Raw genomic sequence first — 21,274 nt, 5'->3', positions numbered from 1 at the left:
GGCGGTGAGCTTTTTTATGGCTGCACTTGCCTAATGGCCAGCATTCCTCAGGTTGATAATAGTTTCCAAAAAATTTTCACAGGAGTAGCTTCATGATGGATTTTACCGGCATGGCCATCATTGTAACCGGCGGAGCCCAGGGGATCGGCCGGGCCATAGTGGAACACCTTTTGAAGCGTGATGCCTTCGTGATAATAGCGGATAGCGATCGGGAGGCGGGAGAAGAGCTGGCAGAGCATCTCAATGCGCCTGAGCGTCTCAGCTTTATTGAAACGGACGTAGGAGACGAAAAGGATGTCATCGCCTGTGTCGATCTGGCGGTCAAAACTTACGGTTCACTGGGCGGGTTGATCAACAACGCCGGAATATCCAACCCGCGGCAGGGCCCGGTTACTCTGCTGGATCTAAATGATTGGGAAACCATGCTGCGGACCAATCTGACTGGCTCATTCCTGATGGTTAAACATGCTGCGCCGCATCTGACACGACAGAATGGAGCCATCGTCAATATCGCCTCAACCCGGGCTCTGCAGTCCGAACCCAATACGGAAGCGTATGCCGCTTCAAAGGGTGGTCTTGTTTCTCTCACTCATGCCCTGGCTATCAGCTTTTCCGGTAGTATCCGGGTCAATGCCATTCTTCCGGGATGGATCGATGTAAGCTCCCTTAAAAAGAAATCACAGCGATATGATTCGCGGCTCAGCTGGGAGGATCATCGGCAGCATCCGGCGGGACGAGTCGGAGTCGGAGAGGATATCGCCGCTCTTGCTGCGTATTTGCTGAGCAGCGAGGCAGCTTTTATTACGGGTCAATCATTTGTCGTTGATGGCGGAATGACGAAAAAAATGATCTATGTGGAGTAGGAAAAACTTGATGAGCTTGCCGCTAAACTCGGCTAACAAGCCTCTTTTTGCGCGCACGAATCTTACTCTTTCCTGTCGCTTTTGATGATCGTATCAGGTATTGTCCCTGGCATACGGTACTCCGGTCTCGGCGACTCTATGCCTTTTCCGGGATCTTTCTGTTTGATAATATAGAGGGAATACAATGAAGTGGAATTTAGATAAAATTATCTTTCTTTACCAGCCGGATGTTTTCTTGGGTTCCTTCGACAGTCCTCAGATGCAGTTAAGGCACGAACAGGAGCTTGAAGAGAAACTCGTTAAAATCAAGGGTGCTCTGGCTGAGGAAGCCGACCCTCTAAAGGCTATGTATATTCTCAATCATAGAGATCATATTCAGTTTTTGACCAATAATATCGATGAATTTCGTCATTGCGGTAAATTTGAAGAAGCCGTGTTATTTTTATATGGCAAAGAAAACGCACCCTTTTCCTCGGGCGGAGATGCTGCATTATGGGAAAAACTTTTCAACCTCTGTGACAAGACCGGGCTGAGAAAATGCGGTAAACCCCTGTTTCCCGATTCTACCACAGCCTACAGAGGCTCGGTGACCGGATTCAGGAGAAGCCTGGCATGGACTCCTGATATAAAAAGAGCAAGAAGGTTTGCAGAGAGGTGGAAAGATACCTCTCAGGGAGGTGGGGAAATTTATGAGGTGGATATGAGCAAGGATGCGGTACTTGTCTATATGTCGGGCAGATCAGAGGATGTGATTATCTTATCCCCTGATTTCATCAAAACCGCCGACATCCGGCCATTTTCCGGATAAATGCCTTACTGCCATTCAATTCAACCGGGTTAAAAAATGCCAAAATCCAGTCCTGCCGCCAAGGTCTGGCCCAGTTCCTCCACATCCCCCAGATCCTTCTCAGTCGGATGGCCGACGATCCGCAGGTGCTCCTGGACCTTATTCCATTTGTAGCCGGCGGCAATTCGTTCTATCTGGGTGATTGCTTGGCGTCCATCATTGCCGGCGCATACAAAAATGACGTATGGAAGCCCGATGGTTTCGTTTCTGGCAAGCTCGTATGTACGATCAAAGAAATCTTTGATCATACCTGCCATCGTTCCGAAATATTCAGGAGAACCAATGGCTATTCCGTCACAGCCAAGCAGGTCTTCCAGGGTCGCGTCCGCTGCTTTTTTCAAGGTTACAGCAATATTTTCCTCCATCGCCGCTCCCTCTGCAAACCTGCGGGCCATAAGCTTCATTGTCCCGCCCTGTGAATGGTAAAGTATCAAAATTTTTTTCTGTGGAATGTTCACGGGCTGCTCCTGATGGTCGATGGCCTTGTTGCGGTGCTTTTAAGAGAATCCCGCATTTCGGTATGGACAAATGGATGTATTTATAGATATGCAGCTTATCGACGATGTTAGAAGGAAACTGTAAATTGTTGATGTTCGCCGGGCTCACCGCCATTTTTGGGTAATCGGACTCAGGAATGTACCCGAAAGGGGTTAGTTCCAAATTTAATCATAAGATTATTTTCTTGCCGAAACAACAGGAAAAAATCTCTCGGCATATACGGGTGCAGAAGGCAGGTAGAGAGATGAAGCACTCAGGAAACACCGGCAGCTATATCTGCTTGTACCAGATATTCATACTCTCAAGAGAACCTGAAATCTGCGTGTTGTTGATCAGGGTGCCGGCGAAAACATAGCCATTTGCCGCGAAGGTGATATTCATGCCGTAGCTGGTTGCTCTGGCAATGGTGTAGCAGGTCTTGATGCCGTCTTTTTTCATCAATCCTTCCAGCTTCTGCAGCAGGATCGTGGCCAGGCCCTGACCGCGATAGTCGGGATGGGTGGCAAAGTCGGTCATTTCGGCATTGGCCGCCTTCCTGTCGACTTCCGCCGAGGCCAGTGCAGTTAATTTTTCATCTTGCCATATGCCCGCATAGACAACATTTTCGGCCATAGTGCAGCGCAGGTATTGCGGATCGTCAATGGGGAAGGGGTAGCTTGCAAAAATTTGCCGGTAAAGCTCGCTCATCTGCGGGCAGTCCTTCGGGGCCGCCAGCCGGCATTCCAAAAAACTGCTATTCCCATTTTTCCTGGGAGCGGCTTTTTGCCGAGCTTTTTCGATAACTTTTTCGACCTGTTCGGAAGCAGGATCCACCATGCGCCCGGCCTGGTAATAGCGGGCCATAAAGAGGCCGTCATCCTCACCATTGTAAAAGTTCGGGATAGCTGCCTCGATCTGGTACCCGCTCTGCCGGAAAAAATCTCCGGCAGAGGCTGGGATTTTGGCAAATATCTTTGAATAGCCGCGCTGTGTGGCAAGTTCATCGATATGCGCCAGAATATCGGGGAGGTCGCTGCTGTCCAATTTCATCAGGTAGACCCGGTCATTGGAGGGACCGTGCTGAATCAGCGAGTGCCCGAAGGATTCGATTTGATCAAGAGCCATTACGCCTGTCCATTCGTGAATTGTTCTGCGGGGTCAGACTGATTGTTTTGTCGTAGTCTGACAGCAATTTTTCAATACCGGTGATGGCGGTTTCTTCCCCATCCTCGAGCTTGAGCTGCAGATTGCACTCATCACATTTGCGGTCGCAGAAGTTTTCCTTGTAGCTGTCCGGTTCTTTATAGGTTGTAATCACTCCTTCGTAATTTCGCAGCACCACCTTATTGGTTGACAGTGAAATCAGATAATTAGGAGTAAGAGGAATTTTGCCGCCGCCGCCGGGAGCGTCGACCACATAGGTTGGTACGGAAAAACCGCTGGTGTGACCGATCAAGCCTTCCATAATCTCGATGCCCTTGCCGATGGGGGTCCGGAAATGTGATAGTCCTTCGGAAAGATCGCACTGGTAAAGATAGTAGGGTCGCACCCGATTTTCGACAAGCTTGCTGACCAATGATTTAATAATCCTCTGACAATCATTTACGCCGGCCAGCAGTACCGACTGATTTCCCAGGGGAATGCCCGCATCTGCCATTTTTTTCAGGGCCTGGCGGGATGAGCTGGTAATTTCACGTGGATGGTTGAAGTGGGTGTTGATCCATAACGGATGATGCTTCTTCAACATCTCAACCAGCTCGTCGGTGATGCGATACGGCAGCACCACGGGCATTCGTGAACCGATGCGAATTACCTGCACATGGTCGATGGCGCGGAGTTCGCTGAGAATCCAGTCGAGCTGGATGTCGCTGAGCATCAGGGGATCGCCGCCGGAGAGCAGAACATCACGCACCTCCGGGGTGTTGCGGATATATTCTATTCCTTCACGGAGCTGGGCTCTGTTGGGGATTGAGTCGGCATCACCGACTTTACGCTTGCGCGTACAGTGGCGGCAGTACATGGAACAGACATTGCTGATATGAAAGAGCACCCGGTCAGGATAACGATGGGTGATACCGGGTGCCGGGCTGTCCTTGTCCTCTGCCAGCGGATCGGCCATATCGCATTTTTCGATATGCAATTCCTTGGAATTGGGAAAAGCCTGGCGGAAGACGGGGTCGTTCCGGAAGTCCTTTCGATCGATTAAGGAAAGATAATAAGGCGTGATCGACATCGGAAATTTTTTCATGGTCATCTCGACCTTGCGCCTCTCTAATGGTTCGAGATTGATATCCAGAAGTTCCTCGAAAGTCTCCACCTCTGTGATTGCATTTTTCAACTGCCAGTGCCAGCTACTCCATTTGGAGAGGGCTACTTTTTCGTCACTGAGATGATCGGCGATTTTTCGTTGACTTGTGCAAAAAATATTCTTTGTCATAATCAAAAGATCCTTGCTTGCAATAAGCCATTCCCTGGAGTGCAGACCGATAAAGCTGCATCTCGGGCAAGGCGGCCGTTGCGCTATATTCTTGTTGAACCGCAAAAAGCGGCAAGATGGTCGACGTTTGAGCCACAATCGGTACTGCGTGAGCGCCAGGGGCTCATCGTCTTGTTTTCTTTCTTGGTTTTCAGGATGCTCATGCAGAGATGAGCAGTAGGTTGGCGCACTAATAATTTGTGTACGAAGGATTATAGTAGAAAATATCGGTGTTGTCAAGTCATGGGGTTCGCGCCGGCTGCCTGGTATGGGTAATTTGAGGGGAAAGAGACTGGTTGTAGGGAATTATTTTGAGGAATCGAGGGGACCTGTTTCCAGAACCGGTGCGGCACCTATATGGCGTGCCTCCAGCAGATCGACAAGTTTTTCCAGAGCCATGGTAATAGAGATCTGCTCGGATTCAGGAAGCTCTACAAGGGCATTGGACAGCGTATCCTGCAGGAGTGAGGGCGCGGCGGCAACTAATTCTTGGCCGGCGGTGGTGATACAGATATGGATGAGACGGCGGTCTCTGCTGTCGCGACTGCGCTGCACCAGTCCCTTTTCTTCAAGCCTGTCGATGATGCCGACAATCGTACTGGGACTGAGATAGACCTTCCGTGCCAGTTTTGAACTGGTCAGTGGTCCGGTCTCTTTCAACGCCAGCAGACAGCCGAGTTGCGGCCCGGTTATCTTGTGTTCGGTTGCCAGTTTGCGGGAGTGAATGTCTATTGATCTGATGATGCGACGTAAAGACTGCAGGATTCTCAGCTCATAGTTTTGTTTGGGAACCTGCGGTTCCTGGTCCATTGTCTTTTTTCCTTCTGTCTTCATCGTCAGTCCGTTAAGGGAGGCGGGATCTTCCCGGATGTCTTGATATCCCAAAGCCATTGGCAGCAAAGCCGACAATAAAGGCTGGATAAATCTTTTCATATGGACTGTAAACCTAAACTAATTATTTCTCTTTATCTATGATTTTTCAAGAGCCCGGAAAAATCCAGCCGGGCAAATTATGGATAGTGGTTTTTCCTGGAAAAGCCGAATTCCACCAAGGACGGTTCTCCTGTTGGAGGTTCGTCTGGACCAGCAGATTATCATTCTTACAATTATCTTTGAAACAGGACTCCTTTGAAATAGTGGCAAAATCGGCGGAAAAAATTATAAATCGCTTTGATCCCAAGACCTTTATGGCTGTAGGTGTTTCTCAGCAAACCTGGGGGGCTACAAGCCGCCTAAAAAAACCTGAGCATGGCGTTTTTCGAAGGGGTGTTTGGGGGATCAGGCACAGGAAGATGGCAGCTCATTCGGAAAGATGAACGCTTTTTTTCATTAGTGGGTAGGGGAATTCGGATACTTCTGACGGAATCTCTCGCAAATTTTCCATAGATGCGGCGTCAGATACTCCTCTACCTTTAAGGCAATCTCCTCCGGTACGCCACCATAGAACGCTTCAGCAATACCACCGGTAATGCAGGCGAGAGTGTCGCTGTCGCCGCCCAGTGAGACGGCGTTCCGTATGGAATCCTCATATGAGTCAGAATCGAGAAATGCTATGATGGCCTCGGGTACGGTTCCCTGGCAGGAGATATCAAAGGTATAAGAGGGGCGGATATCCTCGACACTGCGCTTTAAGTCATAGCCGAAGCGCCGCATGATCTGCGATCTGATCTGCTCCTTTCCCTTCCCCGTTCTTGCGATGAAAACGGCAAGAGCCGTGGCCTGCGCTCCCTTTATTCCCTCCGGGTGGTTATGGGAGATCTCCGCGGTTTCTTTTGCCTGCTGCAGCACTTCATCCTCTGTGGAAAAACCAAAGCCGACGGGACTGGCACGCATGGCAGCGCCGTTGCCCCAGCTGTTATAGGGGTGAGGTTTGTCGGAATGAAGCCAGTTGACAAAGGATCCGCCGTAGCCTGCGCCAGGATAGCGCCGCCCGATTTCTCGCACCGCTTCCAGGTAGGGGCGGCCGGTAAGTATAGCTTCGGCAACACCGATGGTGAGCACGCTATCATCTGTGAAGGTGCAGTGTGGATGAAAGAGAATGAAATTTTTTGTTTTTATCGGGGAGTGCTCGTATATCGAACCGATAATGTCCCCGGCGATTGCTCCGATCATTTCGCTGGCTTTTTTGATGGTTTATGATGTCCCGATGAAAAGAGCAGTCCCGGCCTGGGCCAGAAAATACTGAATTTCAGGGGCAGTCAGAATGTAATTTAGTGCAACTGCCGGTTCCCGGATAGCGTTCATCAAATATGTGTAACCAGCTTCCTATAGCGTTCTCTGACCTGGCTCATAACCGGTTCCAGTTCGTCGGGATTGATGACCAGCAGATCTCCTTTTTCCGCCTTGGAAAAAAGATACTCCACGGCTTTTTCCGGCTCGGCAACGATGTCGATAAAATCTTCCCGAACCCCTCCTTTTATCAGCCCCTCACGAACCAGACGGGAAGTTTCTCCGGCGGGCCTGCTGCGAGGATCGAAATCAGCCAATACGACATAATCGTATATTGAAGCCAGAGCTATGCCATATTCTATGATTTGCTCATCGGTACGATTGCCGGTACCGTGGCATAGTGCAATTTTCCTCCCCGGTGAGAGCCGCGGCAATAATGCAGCCAGAGCACGGGCTGAATCGGGGTTGTGGCAATAATCGACCAGCACCTTGTAGTTTTGAAAATCGAACAGGTTCATTCGTCCCGGATTCTGATTGGCCGATGGATAGAAGGTCATAATCCCGTTGCGGATCTGTTCCAGGGGCTGATTCATGCCGTGCAGCGCCGCGATGGCGGCGAGGGTATTGGCGATATTAAAATCGACGAGACCGTCAAAGGTAATGGGAATTTCCTCAAGCGTGCAGACGGGAATGTCCAGCTCGCTGTTGCGGATAACGGCAATGCGGTTCTCTACCGTGACTACGGTGCCTCCCTGCTGCATATGCTCTCTGATCTTCTGGTTGTTCGGATCCAGCGAGAACAAAATAATATTGCCGCGGGCCCGATCCACGACATTCATGGTCATGCCGTCGTCGGCGTTGAGAACCGAGGTACCCGAATCTTTGACTACCTCTATGACCGTCGATTTTACCAGGCTCAGATCCTCCCTGGTTTCTATCCAGTCGGTGCCCAGATGATCACTGCCGATATTCAACAAAACTCCCACGTCGACTTCATCCACACCAAGACCCCGCCGCACCAGCCCTCCTCGTGCCACTTCCAAAACGATATGATCCACGGTGGGTTCCCGCAAAACAATGCCGGCGCCTTCCGGACCGCTGTAATCCCCGTTCAGGATAAAGTTGCCATCGATCCCAATGCCGGTTGTGCAGGTCAATCCCACGATTTTACCGGAATACTTCAAGGTATGGGCGATCAACTTGCAGGTCGTGGTTTTTCCGTTTGTTCCGGTGACAGCCACAACGGGGACCTGAACGTAACCTCCCGGAAAAAGCATGTCGACTATCGGCTTGGCCACATTGCGCGGTTGTCCGCTGGTTGGCTCCAGGTGCATGCGAAATCCCGGTGCGGCATTTACCTCGATCACCTTAAGACCGGATTGGCGCAGGGGCAGCGATATATCGAGCGCCAGAGCGTCCACCCCCACACAGTCCAGACCGATAATCCGGGCGGTTCGTTCCGCCATCAGGCGAATTTCCGGGTTTACCTCATCGGTTACATCCGTTGCCGTACCGCCCTGGCTCAGATTGGCGGTGGTCTTCAGATACACCTTTTCTCCTTCCGCCGGGGAGTATTCCGGAGATTGTCCGCGCAGGGACAATAGCCTTTTCGTCATATCGTTGATATCTATCTGGGTCAGCACTTTTTCATGGCCAAAGCCGCGGCGAGGGTCGGTATTGATCTTTTCAATGAGATCCCTGATGGAAGATTTTCCATCACCGATGACATGAGCAGGTTCCCGCCTTGCTGCCGCCACAAACTTTCCATCTATCACCAGAAGGCGAAAATCTCCCCCTTGAACATATTCTTCGACAATTACATCCGAACAATAGGGCTGGGCTGCCAGAAAAGCCTTCTGCAGATGCCCAGGTTCGGTAACATTGATGGTGGAGCCCTTACCGTGATTGCCTACATCCGGCTTGACAACGACAGCTCCTCCAATTTCATCGAAAACAGCCATAGCCTCTTCTTCCGTGGTAACCAACCGACCGCTCGGAACAGGAATTCCCGCTCTTTTCAGAAACTTCTTTACATTGGTCTTTTCATCGGCGGTCTCCACGGCAATGGCCGAGGTCTGGCTGGTTATGGAGGCCTGAATGCGTTTTTGATGGGCACCGTATCCCAACTGGATGTAACTCTCTTGATTGAGCCGGATAAAAGGAATGTTCCTCGACTTCGCTTCCTTGACAATGCTCCAGGTAGTGGGCCCCAGCATATCGTTCTCGCGCAGAACCTTGAGTTCGGCAATTACCTTGCCGACATCGGGACTCTTTCCTTCCACTATTGCCTCAAAGAGCGATACCGCCTCTTTCGCCGCTGTTAATCCCGCGGATTCAACGAGGTATCGAAAGACCACGATGTATATTCCTCTCTGCGTTGTATCAAGGGTTTTTCCATATTTAACCTCCATGCCGGCAAGGCATTGAAGTTCAATGGCGACGTGTTCGATGATATGGCCGGCCCAGGTTCCCGTGTGCAGCCTCTGTACAAAACCGCCGGGTTTGCCGATCGAACATTGATGCTCCCGCAGAGTTGGAAGAAGCTTCACCAATCTCTCCGGAAAACCTGCGATTGTATGCGAAGGCCGATCTTCAAAATCTCCGATATCCAGAACCATGAAAATCACCGGATGTCTGGAATGTTTATTTGGTCCGTTTAAAGCTCTGAGCTCTTGTATTTCAATCATCTATAGTTTTCTCCAATTTGCGTGGCGGCGCTAAAAAACGTCTTTCCGTGAAGCTGTATCTGTAGCCATCCACCAGTGAATGGATGCGCACGTTTTCCACGGCGATAGGTCTCCCCGGTTCAATATCCATTATATTGGAATGGGTAATATCACTGCCGTCGACAATAATTACCTGCCCGGTACCGATAACCTCTGCTATTCCATCTCCACTGACGATCACGCCCGAATCCTCGCCGATGCCGACTCCGATACAGGATGGGTTCGTGGTAACAATCTGGACCAGACGGCCAATACGTCCTCTTGACATAAAATGAGTATCAAAGACGATATTTTCAACGAAACTGAATCCGGATGTAGTCAGGACTCTTCCTTTAAAGAGACCCTCTTCACTTTTCCCCTCATATATCATGATATCGGAAAACACCGCTGCCCCGGCACTGGTACCGACAACGACGGCCCCATTCTCAAGCCGGTTTTTGATAGTTCCAAGTATTTTTGATCCCCCCAGAATGGTTGTCAGTCGCAACTGGTCTCCGCCGGTGATAAAAATCAAATCCACATTCTCGAGCATGTCTGTGAATAGTGCATCGTTGGCCTGGGGTCTGGTGCTTATATGCAATAGTTCGATTCCCGAAGCACCCAGATCGGAAAACACTTTGTGATAGTCTTCTCCTCGCTGTTGAGGGTCCTCGCTTGCAGTGGTGATCACGCCGACTTTGAAATCGGATTTTCCAACTTCCTGAATTACCCGCTTCAATACAATCAGGTCATTGGCTTTATCTTCATTGCCTCCTATTGCAAGGAGACGCCCCCGAAAAAATTGTTTCAGTGACATACGGTTATCTCCGAAGATGTGACAGTAAATGTCCAAGACAAGTATACCGCACATTTGTTTGTGGTTAAAAGGTTGCATCCGCCTTCAACAGGATGGCCGACAGCCGATATTGTATCAGCTAGTTGTTAACCTGTCGTAATTTCGCAAATATGAAATTTAGAAAGTCGCTACGATTTCAGATTGATAGATACAAAGCTCGATATACAAGGCGCAGGAGATCGGGCTTTTTATGACGCCATCATAATTTTTTTTGTCAGGATAAAAAAAGTGATAGTGAGTCGCAGCTCCGTTACGGACATCAATTCCAAAGACAAATATGTCCCACCAGTCCAGGAATACCGCCGGCAGAAGCAATAATGGGTGAGCTGACACTCGATGATGAAAGTCCGCGAATACTACTCTTTTTATTCTTTTAATACCATTTTAATATGGTCTGTTTTTCTGCACACAGGGAGGTGTTACTGGGCTCAATCGCACATATGTTGCAAGATAAGATCGAGATTGTCGGCAAACATGTTTCGGTGACCTGTCAGGGGGATTTCATGATAGGTGATGATGTCGGGGAACATTTGTACCATCCTGCGACTCATTGCAGCGGGTATCACCTGATCTTCAGCTCCATGGATAATGATTATCTGCGGAGGGGGGTGCTGTTTGGCAATGGAAGTGAGGTTTTTCATGTTATGATATTGTTCGGGATAGATGGCATTTATCAGTGTTCCCAGAAAGCCGCCGTATCTAAAAATTACCAGCTCGTTCAGGTTGGTAAAGGGGGCGACAAGCAACAGTTTTTTTACCTTAATGCGGCTTGCAAAGTGCACGGCTACGCCAGAACCTAAAGAGTGTCCAAGTATATTTACCTCGGGGTGTTGGTCCTCATTCGGGAGCTGTAAAAATTCCTTCAAAGCACCGAAGGCTGCAACACTGGCTTCAGAAATCAAATTCGCACTGGGTACCCCGTGATTCAACCCATATCCGGGATAATCAACAAAAAGAAAAGCCGCGTCTTCGCCAGCTGTTTCCACAAACCACTGATGCCAGTCAAGGGCCAGGCTGTTGATGCCCCCGAAGAGCAGCCAGAGCCTTTGCGGATGCTTATCGGGGCCGATATAAAAGGCGGTCTGCTCATTGTTTCTGAGAAAGTAGCTGATTTTTATAACAGATGGATCATCTAATAACTGCAGATGTTTGGGTTCGGAATAACCACGCGGCATATAAATGAGAGTGCTGCAGCCTCCGAAAGATAGCGGCAACAGCAGAAGGAGGAGGAGAAAGAAAAGTTCAAATCCTGTTCTTTTTACCATTGGTCTTTACCACATCAGGGAAGACAGCGGGCCGTTTAGTTCGATGAAAATGGCTTGAGCAGTGACTGTCCCAAAGAAAGAGCTATCTTTCAACCAGAACACTATCTATAGTATATCCTTCTCTTTCCTTGAGTTACAGTTAGAGAGACATGGACAACTATTTCAAAAGTATTGCGCGGATAGTATAAATTTAGCAGGTTTGACACGGAAATGGAAAAATGAGATTGCAAAGATATTTGTCTGATGTGGGGTTTTGTTCAAGGCGTGATGCCGAAGACTTTATAAAGGCAGGAAAAATTCTGGTAAATGGAAAAAAGGCAATACTTGGCGATAAGGTTTCCGGAAAAGAGACAATTATCGTCGATGGCCGCAAGCTGCAGGTAAAAGAACCTTCCAAAAAGAAGATCATCGTTTTTAATAAACCCGGGAAGGTGGAATGCACCATGACCAAAAGCCTCTGGAGGAGAACACTGGTTGATTTCGATTTCGGTCCTGATCGCGTATTTCCTATTGGTCGACTGGATTATGAGTCTCATGGCCTGCTCCTGCTTACCAATGACGGAGAATTAGGCAATATCCTGGCTCGTTCCAGTGGGCATGAAGAAGAATACCTGCTGACCATAAAAGAAACAGCTGATTTAGAGGCGATCGCCCGCCTAAAACAAGGCATTCTGCTCGGGAATGACCGGATCGTTCCCGATGGTGTCGAACTGTTCCGGGAAAATAATCTCAAATGTATATTCCGCACAGGCAAGACCAAGCATATACGCAAGATATGCGCTGCTGTCGGATTGGAGATTACTGATCTTCAACGCAGCCGGATCGGTTTTATTGAATTGAAAGAGCTCGGCGCAGGGAAATGGAAAATGCTGGATGATGCTGAATATCGAGCGATAAAACAGAATGGCCTTGGTACAAGACCGGCCCAACGCAGAAGAGTAGTACAAGCACCACGATAAGACCGAAAGAAAGGTTGATCGCCGCAGCCCTCATTTCGACATCACAATCGGCAACTTCAATGATTTTTTCGGGATCTGCTACGACTTGAGTGCCGGATAATCTCCCTCCTACTTGACTGGCTGAGCAGAGGATTTACATTTTTTATACATTAATCAGGTGAGTGACAGACTTATTTGGCGGCGAGAATCTGCTTGTCTGATCTTTAAAATAAAATCAGCGTGAGGTGAGACCATGAAAGGATTTCTAGTTTTGATAACTATACTTCCTCTGTTATTCTTATCGGGCTGCAGTAGAGAAGGGGTTGGAGGCGCGGCGATAGGAGCCGGAGCTGCCGGAGCCGCCTATGAATACCAGAACAAGCGGGCTATGGACAACCTCGAAGAAGATCTGGCGGCCGGACGGATAACCCAGGAGGAATATGAGCGCCGCAAAGATGAGATCGAAAGTAAGTCGATTGTCTATTAGATACCCTCGGTATTAAGCAGTTCGTTGATAGTTCGAGCCACCTCTTCCGGGTGATCCTCCGGTACGAAATGCTTGCCGTCTTCGATGCGGGTGAGGGAGCACTTCAAATCATGGGAGAGGCGATAACCATAGCCGATTTTCTGGAAGCGGTCGGCTGCTCCCCAGACTATCCGGGCCGGGATATTTAGCCGTGGCAGGCTGTCGCTGATGGACAGGGTATCGTGCACATCCAGGGACTGGACCTGGTGCAAAAAGTCAGCTGCGCCCCCTGCCGCGGCATAGTGAGGCCAGTGTTCGTGCATCGATTCCCGAACCCGGCTGGGCCTGTCGTGTCCCATGCTGATGAACTCTCTGAAAATACTTTTAAAGATGCTGTTTGGCAGCTGTTTCATCAGCGACCCTGCGACTTTTGCTATCCTGACTTCGGGAATGGGCCAGGAATCGTAGCATATTGCATTCATCAGCACCAGGCCAGCCACTCTCCGGGGATGCCGCACGGCGGCGATTTGCGCCACACCGCCCCCTAAATCGTGACCTACCAGCACGGCTTTTTCCAGACCCAGGACCTGCATCCACGAAATGAGATAATCCGCCTGCCGGCCAACTGAAATGTCACGTCCCCTCCCTTCGGAAATGGAGGCCCCATACCCTACCATTTCCCAAGCCAGGCAGCGGGCTGGGGAGATTTTCGGAATTACATGCCGCCACAGGCGGGGACTGGTGGGAATGCCATGCAAGAATATCACTGGATTTCCTTCACCGGCTTCCTCCCAGTGCATGTTGATGTCGTCTACTTTCAGGGTATGAGTTTCCATGATCTCTCCTGTAATATTCAAGACACGACTTCTTCAAGGCAAAATTCATCATCAATGCACATATTGCAGAGCTTTATAAATATATATTAATTTTTTGGCATGGATCAACAGGTACTCTGGGGATTATCCCGATTTGATAACACTCAGCTGCGGGAATCAACTGCATTGCAAACGGAAGAAGTATATTCAGGAGAATTATAGTCAGAAACGCCGGCCTTGATCTTGAGTGAAATATCGACCCTTCTCGATACCCTGAAGGAAATTGATAGATTATCAAAAAAAAGGCGTCGGAAAAGACTGGAAAAAGCAGCAAAAAGAATATAAGTTGTGGAGAAATAGTGGGGTTCGGGCAGTCTCTGAAAAAAAAACGGGGCTGGCTGTAAAATGGCTGTTTTTCATTGCTATGACCTCATTTGGTTCTGAGGAAGAAAATATTGTGAAGCAAAAGAAAGCAGCGGTTGTCGATGCCACCGAAATCATTCTTGAAAGTATTTCTGATGGTGTCTTTACCGTCAATCACGAATGGCGTATCACCTCTTTCAATCGGGCGGCTGAGGAGATCACCGGCATTCCGCGCAGTGATGCAATCGGCAATTTTTGCTGGGATGTTTTCCGCTCCAATCTGTGCAAAGAAGGTTGTCCCCTGCGCGAGACCATGAAAGGCGGGCGATCTTTTGTCAGCGTTTCAGCCTTTATTATCAATAAAAACAAAAAGCGCATACCCATCAGTCTGTCCACCGCCCTGCTGTATAATGAACAAGGTGATATTCTGGGTGGGGTCGAAACTTTTCGCGACAATTCCGTAGTGGAAGAACTTCGCCGGGAGCTTAACGGTAGTTTCAGGCAGGGCGACATGATCAGCCGGAGCCGCTTGATGAAAAAAATCTTCACAATCCTGCCGAAGATAGCTAAAAGCGACAGTACGGTATTGATCGAGGGTGATACCGGTACCGGAAAAGAGGTGCTGGCCAGGGCCTTGCATGATCAGTCGCTACGCCGGGAAAAGCCTTTTATCGCTATAAACTGCGGGGCCTTGCCTGACACTCTGCTCGAATCCGAACTTTTTGGCTATAAAGCCGGTGCTTTTACTGATGCGGTACGCGACAAGCCCGGTTATTTTACCATGGCCGAGGGCGGCACTATTATGCTTGATGAACTGGGTGAAACCAGTCCCGCTTTCCAGGTGAAACTCCTGCGGGTTTTGGAGGAGCGTGAATTTCAACCCTTGGGGGGCGTCCACAAGCAGCGCATAAATGTCCGCATTATCGCCGCCACCAATCGTGACCTTGAAGCTTTAATTGAACAGGGATATTTTCGACAGGACCTGTTTTACCGCATCAATATTGTTCGTTTGCAGTTACCCGCCCTGCGCAAACGCAAAGAGGATATTCCGCTGTTGATCGAGCGGTTCATCGATAAACTGAACCGGTTGCAGGATAAGGCGGTGACCGGAATTGACGCCGAGGCCATGAGCTGGCTGATGAGTTACGATTATCCGGGCAACATCCGGCAATTGGAAAATATTATCGAACATGCCTTCATTCTTTGTTCTGATGGAGAAATAGGAACACGGCATCTGCCGGGATACCTGGCGGTTGCTACTGCTCAACCCGGTGTAGCGCAATTGTCGTCGATTCAGGACATCCGCCAGTTTAGCGAAGAGGAGGCAATTTTAAAGGCTTTGCAGCGAAATGGCTACAATCGTCTGGCAACAGCAAGAGAGTTGGGCATGCATAAGACAACCCTGTTCAGGAAGATCAAAAAGTTTAACATCCGCCTTCCCGATGCCGACGGCCGCAGTGCACTATCCTCAAAAGCATAAAGAGCTCTGCATCATCTGAATGAACCTTTTACTTATCTTATTCGTAAAAACCTTTTTCGCCTCCTGGACGAATACTCAGCCTCTGAGATGTTAAGATCCTGAATTCGCCCATGCCTCTAAAGCGCCTTATCGGCAAACTCCTTTATTTGCTTCCAGTGTTTTCAAATTCAACTTCCCAGACTGTCATCCCAGAGCTGCTGTCTCGCCAATCTTTGTAATAGGGTAGCGTATATGCAATGTTGCGTTGTTGCAAAGAGTAGCGTGATTGCTACCGTGATCAGCTCGAAGGTGTTCCCAGAGAAGTTCCTTTTTTGAAAAAAGAACGTATTGTCAATTAATTATCCATCTCCTCCTGCAGCCCATATCGGGTGGCATAGTTCCTGCTAAACTACTGGCAAGCCTGACCGCCGGTTACCCGACAACAGTCAGGATAGACCGGCAGCTGCAGCCGCATCCAAATCTCTGCGGACCATACGATCCGTAATTTCCTCGGCCGTTTTGGCTGTTAGGTACAGTAAGTGGTGATATGATGGAGAAAATAGTGGTTAAACCGCATATTCTTGAGAGTATCTCCGATGGGGTGTTTACGGTCAATCATGAATGGCGCGTCACCTCTTTCAATCGGGCAGCAGAAAAAATTACCGGATTTTCCCGTAATGAGGCGATAGGCCGTTTGTGCTGGGATGTCTTTGGCTCCAACATGTGCAAGGATGCCTGTCCTCTGCGGGAAACCATGAAAAATGGCCAATCCTTTATCGGGATATCCGCCTCTATTACTAATAAACATAAAAAACGCATTCCGATCAGCTTGTCTACGGCTCTGTTGCATGATGAACATGGTGAGATCCTGGGTGGGGTTGAAACCTTCCGTGATAATTCTGTGGTGGAAGAGCTCAGGAAGGAACTGAGAGACAGCTTCAGGCTTGGAGGCATGGTGAGCCGCAGTCCACTGATGAAGAATCTGTTCACCGTTTTGCCAAAGATTGCCAAAAGCGAGAGTACGGTACTCATCGAGGGCGACACCGGCACCGGAAAGGAGATGTTGGCCAAAGCGTTGCACGATCTGTCTTTGCGCCGGGAAAAGCCGTTTATCGCGATCAACTGCGGCGCCTTGCCTGATACATTGCTCGAGTCGGAGCTCTTTGGCTATAAGGCAGGCGCCTTTACAGACGCGGTAAGTGACAAGCCCGGATATTTCAATATGGCTGACGGCGGCACCATCATGCTCGATGAATTGGGCGAAACCAGTCCCGCTTTTCAGGCGAAACTTCTAAGAGTTTTAGTGGAACGTGAATTCCAACCCTTGGGCGGTGTACAGAAGCAACATGTCAATGTCCGCATCCTTGCCGCTACCAACCGAAATCTGGAAAACCTGATTGAGCAGGGGCGTTTTCGGCAGGATTTGTTTTATCGAATCAATATCGTTCGTTTGCTGTTGCCGGCCCTGCGGGAACGAAAAGAAGATATTCCGCTGCTAATCGAACGGTTTATAGATAAACTGAATCGACTGCAGGACAAGGCGGTGACCGGAATAGAAGAAGAAGCCCTCAATTGGTTGATGAACTATGACTACCCGGGAAATATCAGGCAGTTGGAAAATATCATCGAGCATGCCTTTATTCTTTGTTCCCATGGGGAGATAGGTACCCGGCATCTGCCGTCAGACCTGGCGGTTTCTGCAGCCACGTCAGCCGCCGGCCCTTCTTCCATGCTTGCCATTCGCCGTTCCACCGAGGAAGAGGCGATAATGAAGGCACTGCAGCGTAATGACTACAACCGTCTGGCCGCCGCCAGAGAGTTGGGTATGCACAAGACCACCCTGTTCAGAAAAATTAAAAAATTCGGCATTCATCTTCCTGATGGTGATGGCCGTACCGCGTCTTCCTCAAAGCAAAAATCCGGTTCCGACTGATGCGACCGACTCCTGCCCGCTGTTTCCCCCTCTGAGGCTGCCTCGAATGACCAACTCCTTCTTATCGTTTGCTCCCAGTTCCCGACACTCCAATACAAACACTGCTGTGGATGATTTCAGGATTAAATTGCCAAAGAGTAGCGAAAATGCAACCTTTAAGTTGCAAAGGGTTTTTGTTGTGCTACTCCATGGTCTCCATTAAGGGCGATGAACTCGTATATAAAATTCAATAGATACAATATATTCAGTCACATACCATAGTCAATTCTTTTGTATATATTGTGGCATGGTTCATGCTTTTTCAATCATAAGTTCAAAATAGAGCGCAGGAGGCGCGGAAAACTCATTCTGCTACTGAATTCAAAATGCGAGGGAGAACGCAAGATATCAAATAATCAGTCAATTCAAAAACCAGGTAAAAAGCGGGATCGGCGCTGGCAATAAACGTGGAGACGACATTGCACAAACAGCAATCATCGCCTAACGACGAATTGTACCAGAACAAGAAAAGCACAATTAGGCGAGCATTTCACTGGAGGGTACGTAAATGATAGAAAAAATAAAAGATATTTTAAGTACGGCCATAGAGATGCTTGTTATCCTGATATTCTGCCTCATGGTAATTGTGATCTGAAATCGATCTAATGGACAGGTCGATTACCTAAACTAAGTATCCGGTAACAGGCTGGAAAAAACATTTTAAGATCCAGAGTCTTTCATTCAAAGCCAAAAATTTCAGAAAAGATATACGGCTGGAAGCTATGAAGAATATACCGACTTCGTAATGTGCATATGTTCGATAAAATGCTGTGATTGTAGTTGTTCAAATATTGATCGGCACAGAACAGAGATGATAGGGCACCGGGACGAATTCTTCGTTCCGGGAGTCACGTTTTCTGATTTTCCAAGGAGAATATTGTGAAGAACATCAGTACATACCTGGACTTGTACAGTGAGGTCAAGGAGCTGGGAGCCAAAGACATGGAAGTTTGTATGCAGTGTGGTACCTGCAGTGCAAGCTGTCCGTTGTCGCAGGGTAATAATCCATTTCCGCGAAAGATATATCGATATCTGCAGCTCGGTCTGAAGGACAGGCTCCTTGCCTCGACCGAACCCTGGTTGTGCTACTACTGCGGAGAATGCAACACTAACTGTCCCAGGGGAGCCGAACCGGCCGAGACGATGATGGCGGTGCGGCGCTGGCTTACTATTCAGTATGACTGGACAGGACTGGCCCGGAAGTTTTACCTTTCCAAGGCCTGGGAATTCGGAGCCCTGGGCGCCGTTGCCCTTTTCGTCATTCTTCTCTTTGTATTTTTTCATGGACCGATGATCACCGAATATGTTTCGGTCAATACTTTTGCTCCCGTTTTTTGGGTGGAAGTGGGGGATCTGGCGCTGGCCGGAGTTTTGTCGCTCTTTTTGCTCTCCAATGCCTTGCGGATGTACCGTTATATAATGAATGGGACCAAAGTGCCATTCAGGCTTTACCTTACCGAGGCCAAAGCCTTTATCCTCCATTTTGCCACGCAGAAAAAATGGAGAAAGTGCGGCGAGGACAATAGCAGATGGTTGAAACACTTTCTTTTGGTCAGCGGCTATCTGACAATGCTGACCCTGATCATTGTTTTTCTCCGCTGGTTTCAGGTCGACGACAGCAGTTGGCATTTTTCCAGTCTCTTTGGTTATTATGCAACCGGTGTCCTGCTTTTTATAACTGTGGAAATGTTTGTCAGCCGCCGCAAAAAGCAGGAAATGATGCATCGCTATTCCCACACCTCCGATTGGCTTTTTTTGGTTCTCCTTTTCCTTACAACGTTGACGGGTATCATGATGCATCTCTTTCGCATCGGCGGATGGCCGATGGGAACTTATGTTATCTATGTAATTCACCTGGCGATCGCGGTTCCCATGCTTGTCATCGAGGTTCCGTTCGGGAAATGGTCACATCTGTTCTACAGGCCGTTGGCCGTCTTTCTTGCGACTGTAAAGGAAAAGGCATTGATTCCTTCCGTCGTTGATACCAGAGCGATAAAGAACGAAGTCGGTGATGCCTTTACCGCCTGCATGCACTGCGGCACCTGTACCACCGTCTGTCCCAGTGCAGAGATAGTGGATTACAGTCCGCGCCTGATCCTCCGGCATCTCGCTCTGGACAGAGCGACAACCGTCGGTGTCGACGAATCTTCCTGGGATTGTGTTACTTGTGATATTTGTACCGAGCAGTGTCCGCGGGGGATCGGCATCCTATATGTGATTAAATCCATCCGCAGGCGAGTGGTCGATGCCGATCTTATGCCCAGGATTTTCAAAAAAGCGATCGGCAATCTGCAAAAAGAAGGCAATATCTGGGGCGGAAAACGGGAGGAGCGGCTGGAATGGACAGGAGAAATCAAAATTCCAGCCTATCAACAGGATCATGAATATTGCCTGTTCAACTGCTGTACGACTACCTACGACACCAGTTCCCACAAGAGAAGCGAGAGAGGTGGAGTGGCTCTTTTGCGTCTTCTCGAGCATGCCCGGGTTTCATACGGAACTCTGGGGACAAAGGAAAGCTGCTGCGGTGATATAACAGATAAGATAGGCGCCGTCGAAGTTACAGATGATCTGAAGAGTAAAAATACCGAGATGTTCCAGGAAGCAGGTGTCTCAAAGATCCTGGCAGTTTCTCCCCATTGTCTCAATACCTTCAGCAAAGACTATGAAGGGCTGAAAGATGTTGAGAAAATCCATTATACCGAGCTCTTCGACCAACTCATTCAATCCGGCAAGGTAAACCCTGTCAACAGCCTCGATCTGAAGGTGACCTATCACGACCCATGTTATCTGGGGAGATACAATAACGTTTACGAGGCACCGCGCCGGATTCTTCATTCCATACCCGGTCTCAAACTGGTGGAGATGCGGAATAACAGGGACCGAAGTTTTTGTTGCGGTGGCGGTGGGGGCGGTATTTGGGCTGGTACTCCTGGCAAGGAAAGTATGGGGGAGATCCGCATCAAAGAGGCCATGGATACCGGTGCCGAGGTGATTGCCACTGCCTGTCCGTATTGTATCCGGATGTTGAGTGATGCTATAGGTAAGCTAGGTGTGGAAGATAAGATTAAGGTTCAGGATGTCGCCGAGCTTCTCTGTCAGTCTGTAGACTTATCGGATACACGGGGGCACGAAAAATCTAGTCTGACTATTTTTAATTGATGTTGGGTTTTGAAATTAGCGAAAAATTGTAATTGCCGTCATTTCGGATCAGATTCGGAATGACGGCATCAATCAGATTCCATGTCCACACCCACCGACAGGATCCATGGTTCGAAACGTCTACCACAGGGCAACTTTACCTGATAACCAGGATTGCTGACATTCCCACCTGCCGCGGACTTTGCCCTCCTTACTCAATCCGTTTCTGCTATCGATCGATTACCTTTTTACAGTGTTCGTCCGTAATCCGCTGTCAGTTTGTCCAGGAGCCTGGTACGGTGCTGCCACGAGGCGTTAGAGGACTTTTTGCTCCACCATCAATCTTGTTTTCTAATAATTATTATTGTAAGTTCTTTTCTGCTAACCCGGCCAGGCTGGATAAGAAACTTTAGACAGGTTGTTTAACTCACAATAAAAACCAGGAAAATCAGCAGGGTACTG

16 protein-coding genes are annotated in these 21,274 nt (G+C 48.9%); 7 read left to right on the top strand and 9 right to left on the bottom strand.

The window, feature by feature from the left end; genetic code table 11:
* Nucleotides 1–92 precede the first annotated feature (92 nt).
* Entirely contained in the window at nucleotides 93–863 is a 771-nt protein-coding gene (locus JWG88_RS03760) for an SDR family oxidoreductase (protein WP_205232351.1), read from the top strand.
* A 184-nt stretch (nucleotides 864–1,047) separates the two neighbouring features.
* A complete protein-coding gene (locus JWG88_RS03755; RefSeq protein ID WP_205232350.1) occupies nucleotides 1,048–1,671 on the top strand; it encodes a hypothetical protein in 624 nt (207 codons plus the stop codon).
* 29 nt (nucleotides 1,672–1,700) lie between these two features.
* Here JWG88_RS03755 and JWG88_RS03750 read toward each other — a convergent pair whose 3' ends face one another.
* The 8 genes from JWG88_RS03750 to JWG88_RS03715 form a co-directional block, all read right to left on the bottom strand.
* The gene (locus JWG88_RS03750; RefSeq protein WP_205232349.1) at nucleotides 1,701–2,168 is read right to left on the bottom strand and encodes an NAD(P)H-dependent oxidoreductase; all 468 of its coding nucleotides are present in this window, start codon (nucleotides 2,166–2,168) and stop codon (nucleotides 1,701–1,703) included.
* Between the two features lie 310 nt (nucleotides 2,169–2,478).
* Nucleotides 2,479–3,312: a putative beta-lysine N-acetyltransferase gene (gene ablB / locus JWG88_RS03745; protein ID WP_205232348.1), complete on the bottom strand. Its 834-nt coding sequence runs from the start codon at nucleotides 3,310–3,312 to the stop codon at nucleotides 2,479–2,481.
* Nucleotides 3,302–4,624 (bottom strand): lysine 2,3-aminomutase, encoded by a 1,323-nt coding sequence (gene kamA, locus JWG88_RS03740; RefSeq protein ID WP_205232347.1) that lies wholly within the window; start codon nucleotides 4,622–4,624, stop codon nucleotides 3,302–3,304. Before kamA ends, ablB begins: the two co-directional genes overlap by 11 nt.
* A gap of 345 nt (nucleotides 4,625–4,969) precedes the next feature.
* Complete coding sequence (locus JWG88_RS03735) at nucleotides 4,970–5,596, bottom strand: MarR family winged helix-turn-helix transcriptional regulator (RefSeq protein WP_205232346.1); 627 nt, start codon at nucleotides 5,594–5,596, stop codon at nucleotides 4,970–4,972.
* Between the two features lie 396 nt (nucleotides 5,597–5,992).
* A complete protein-coding gene (locus tag JWG88_RS03730) occupies nucleotides 5,993–6,775 on the bottom strand; it encodes an ADP-ribosylglycohydrolase family protein (RefSeq protein ID WP_205232345.1) in 783 nt (260 codons plus the stop codon).
* 131 nt (nucleotides 6,776–6,906) lie between these two features.
* A complete protein-coding gene (cphA, locus tag JWG88_RS03725) occupies nucleotides 6,907–9,519 on the bottom strand; it encodes a cyanophycin synthetase (RefSeq protein WP_205232344.1) in 2,613 nt (870 codons plus the stop codon).
* A complete protein-coding gene (locus JWG88_RS03720) occupies nucleotides 9,512–10,354 on the bottom strand; it encodes a cyanophycinase (protein ID WP_205232343.1) in 843 nt (280 codons plus the stop codon). The genes cphA and JWG88_RS03720 overlap by 8 nt, the downstream gene beginning before the upstream one ends.
* 467 nt (nucleotides 10,355–10,821) lie before the next feature.
* The gene (locus JWG88_RS03715; RefSeq protein ID WP_205232342.1) at nucleotides 10,822–11,658 is read right to left on the bottom strand and encodes an alpha/beta hydrolase; all 837 of its coding nucleotides are present in this window, start codon (nucleotides 11,656–11,658) and stop codon (nucleotides 10,822–10,824) included.
* Between the two features lie 218 nt (nucleotides 11,659–11,876).
* Here JWG88_RS03715 and JWG88_RS03710 point away from each other — a divergent pair, with 218 nt between their 5' ends.
* Both JWG88_RS03710 and JWG88_RS03705 read left to right on the top strand, forming a co-directional pair.
* On the top strand, nucleotides 11,877–12,617 hold the full coding sequence (locus JWG88_RS03710) for a pseudouridine synthase (RefSeq protein WP_205232341.1): 741 nt from the start codon (nucleotides 11,877–11,879) through the stop codon (nucleotides 12,615–12,617).
* A 232-nt stretch (nucleotides 12,618–12,849) separates the two neighbouring features.
* Entirely contained in the window at nucleotides 12,850–13,083 is a 234-nt protein-coding gene (locus tag JWG88_RS03705; protein WP_205232340.1) for an SHOCT domain-containing protein, read from the top strand.
* On the opposite strand, the gene JWG88_RS03700 is transcribed toward JWG88_RS03705, so the two are convergent.
* The gene (locus tag JWG88_RS03700) at nucleotides 13,080–13,898 is read right to left on the bottom strand and encodes an alpha/beta fold hydrolase (protein ID WP_205232339.1); all 819 of its coding nucleotides are present in this window, start codon (nucleotides 13,896–13,898) and stop codon (nucleotides 13,080–13,082) included. The genes JWG88_RS03705 and JWG88_RS03700 overlap by 4 nt on opposite strands.
* Before the next feature lie 433 nt (nucleotides 13,899–14,331).
* Here JWG88_RS03700 and JWG88_RS03695 point away from each other — a divergent pair, with 433 nt between their 5' ends.
* The 3 genes from JWG88_RS03695 (at nucleotide 14,332) to JWG88_RS03685 (ending at nucleotide 20,833) form a co-directional block, all read left to right on the top strand.
* The gene (locus JWG88_RS03695; protein ID WP_371927033.1) at nucleotides 14,332–15,720 is read left to right on the top strand and encodes a sigma-54 interaction domain-containing protein; all 1,389 of its coding nucleotides are present in this window, start codon (nucleotides 14,332–14,334) and stop codon (nucleotides 15,718–15,720) included.
* Nucleotides 15,721–16,246: 526 nt separating this feature from the next.
* On the top strand, nucleotides 16,247–17,632 hold the full coding sequence (locus JWG88_RS03690; protein ID WP_205232338.1) for a sigma-54 interaction domain-containing protein: 1,386 nt from the start codon (nucleotides 16,247–16,249) through the stop codon (nucleotides 17,630–17,632).
* Between the two features lie 918 nt (nucleotides 17,633–18,550).
* Entirely contained in the window at nucleotides 18,551–20,833 is a 2,283-nt protein-coding gene (locus JWG88_RS03685; RefSeq protein ID WP_205232337.1) for a heterodisulfide reductase-related iron-sulfur binding cluster, read from the top strand.
* The last annotated feature ends 441 nt before the right edge of the window (nucleotides 20,834–21,274 follow it).

This window comes from Desulfopila inferna, from assembly GCF_016919005.1.
Taxonomy (GTDB): Bacteria; Desulfobacterota; Desulfobulbia; order Desulfobulbales; family Desulfocapsaceae; genus Desulfopila_A; species Desulfopila_A inferna.
The sequence above is the reverse complement of the archived record's forward strand: the minus strand, read 5'-3'. Positions and strand labels throughout refer to the sequence as shown.

Bases quoted from the DNA above. Each gene is read 5' to 3' on its own strand.
- JWG88_RS03755 (WP_205232350.1), top strand. From the start codon at position 1,048: ATGAAGTGGAATTTAGATAAAATTATCTTTCTTTACCAGCCGGATGTT.
- JWG88_RS03720 (WP_205232343.1), bottom strand. From the start codon at position 10,354: ATGTCACTGAAACAATTTTTTCGGGGGCGTCTCCTTGCAATAGGAGGC.
- ablB (WP_205232348.1), bottom strand. From the start codon at position 3,312: ATGGCTCTTGATCAAATCGAATCCTTCGGGCACTCGCTGATTCAGCAC.
- JWG88_RS03705 (WP_205232340.1), top strand. From the start codon at position 12,850: ATGAAAGGATTTCTAGTTTTGATAACTATACTTCCTCTGTTATTCTTA.
- JWG88_RS03700 (WP_205232339.1), bottom strand. From the start codon at position 13,898: ATGGAAACTCATACCCTGAAAGTAGACGACATCAACATGCACTGGGAG.
- JWG88_RS03735 (WP_205232346.1), bottom strand. From the start codon at position 5,596: ATGAAAAGATTTATCCAGCCTTTATTGTCGGCTTTGCTGCCAATGGCT.
- JWG88_RS03760 (WP_205232351.1), top strand. From the start codon at position 93: ATGATGGATTTTACCGGCATGGCCATCATTGTAACCGGCGGAGCCCAG.
- JWG88_RS03715 (WP_205232342.1), bottom strand. From the start codon at position 11,658: ATGGTAAAAAGAACAGGATTTGAACTTTTCTTTCTCCTCCTCCTTCTG.
- JWG88_RS03730 (WP_205232345.1), bottom strand. From the start codon at position 6,775: ATGATCGGAGCAATCGCCGGGGACATTATCGGTTCGATATACGAGCAC.
- JWG88_RS03690 (WP_205232338.1), top strand. From the start codon at position 16,247: ATGATGGAGAAAATAGTGGTTAAACCGCATATTCTTGAGAGTATCTCC.
- cphA (WP_205232344.1), bottom strand. From the start codon at position 9,519: ATGATTGAAATACAAGAGCTCAGAGCTTTAAACGGACCAAATAAACAT.
- kamA (WP_205232347.1), bottom strand. From the start codon at position 4,624: ATGACAAAGAATATTTTTTGCACAAGTCAACGAAAAATCGCCGATCAT.
- JWG88_RS03710 (WP_205232341.1), top strand. From the start codon at position 11,877: ATGAGATTGCAAAGATATTTGTCTGATGTGGGGTTTTGTTCAAGGCGT.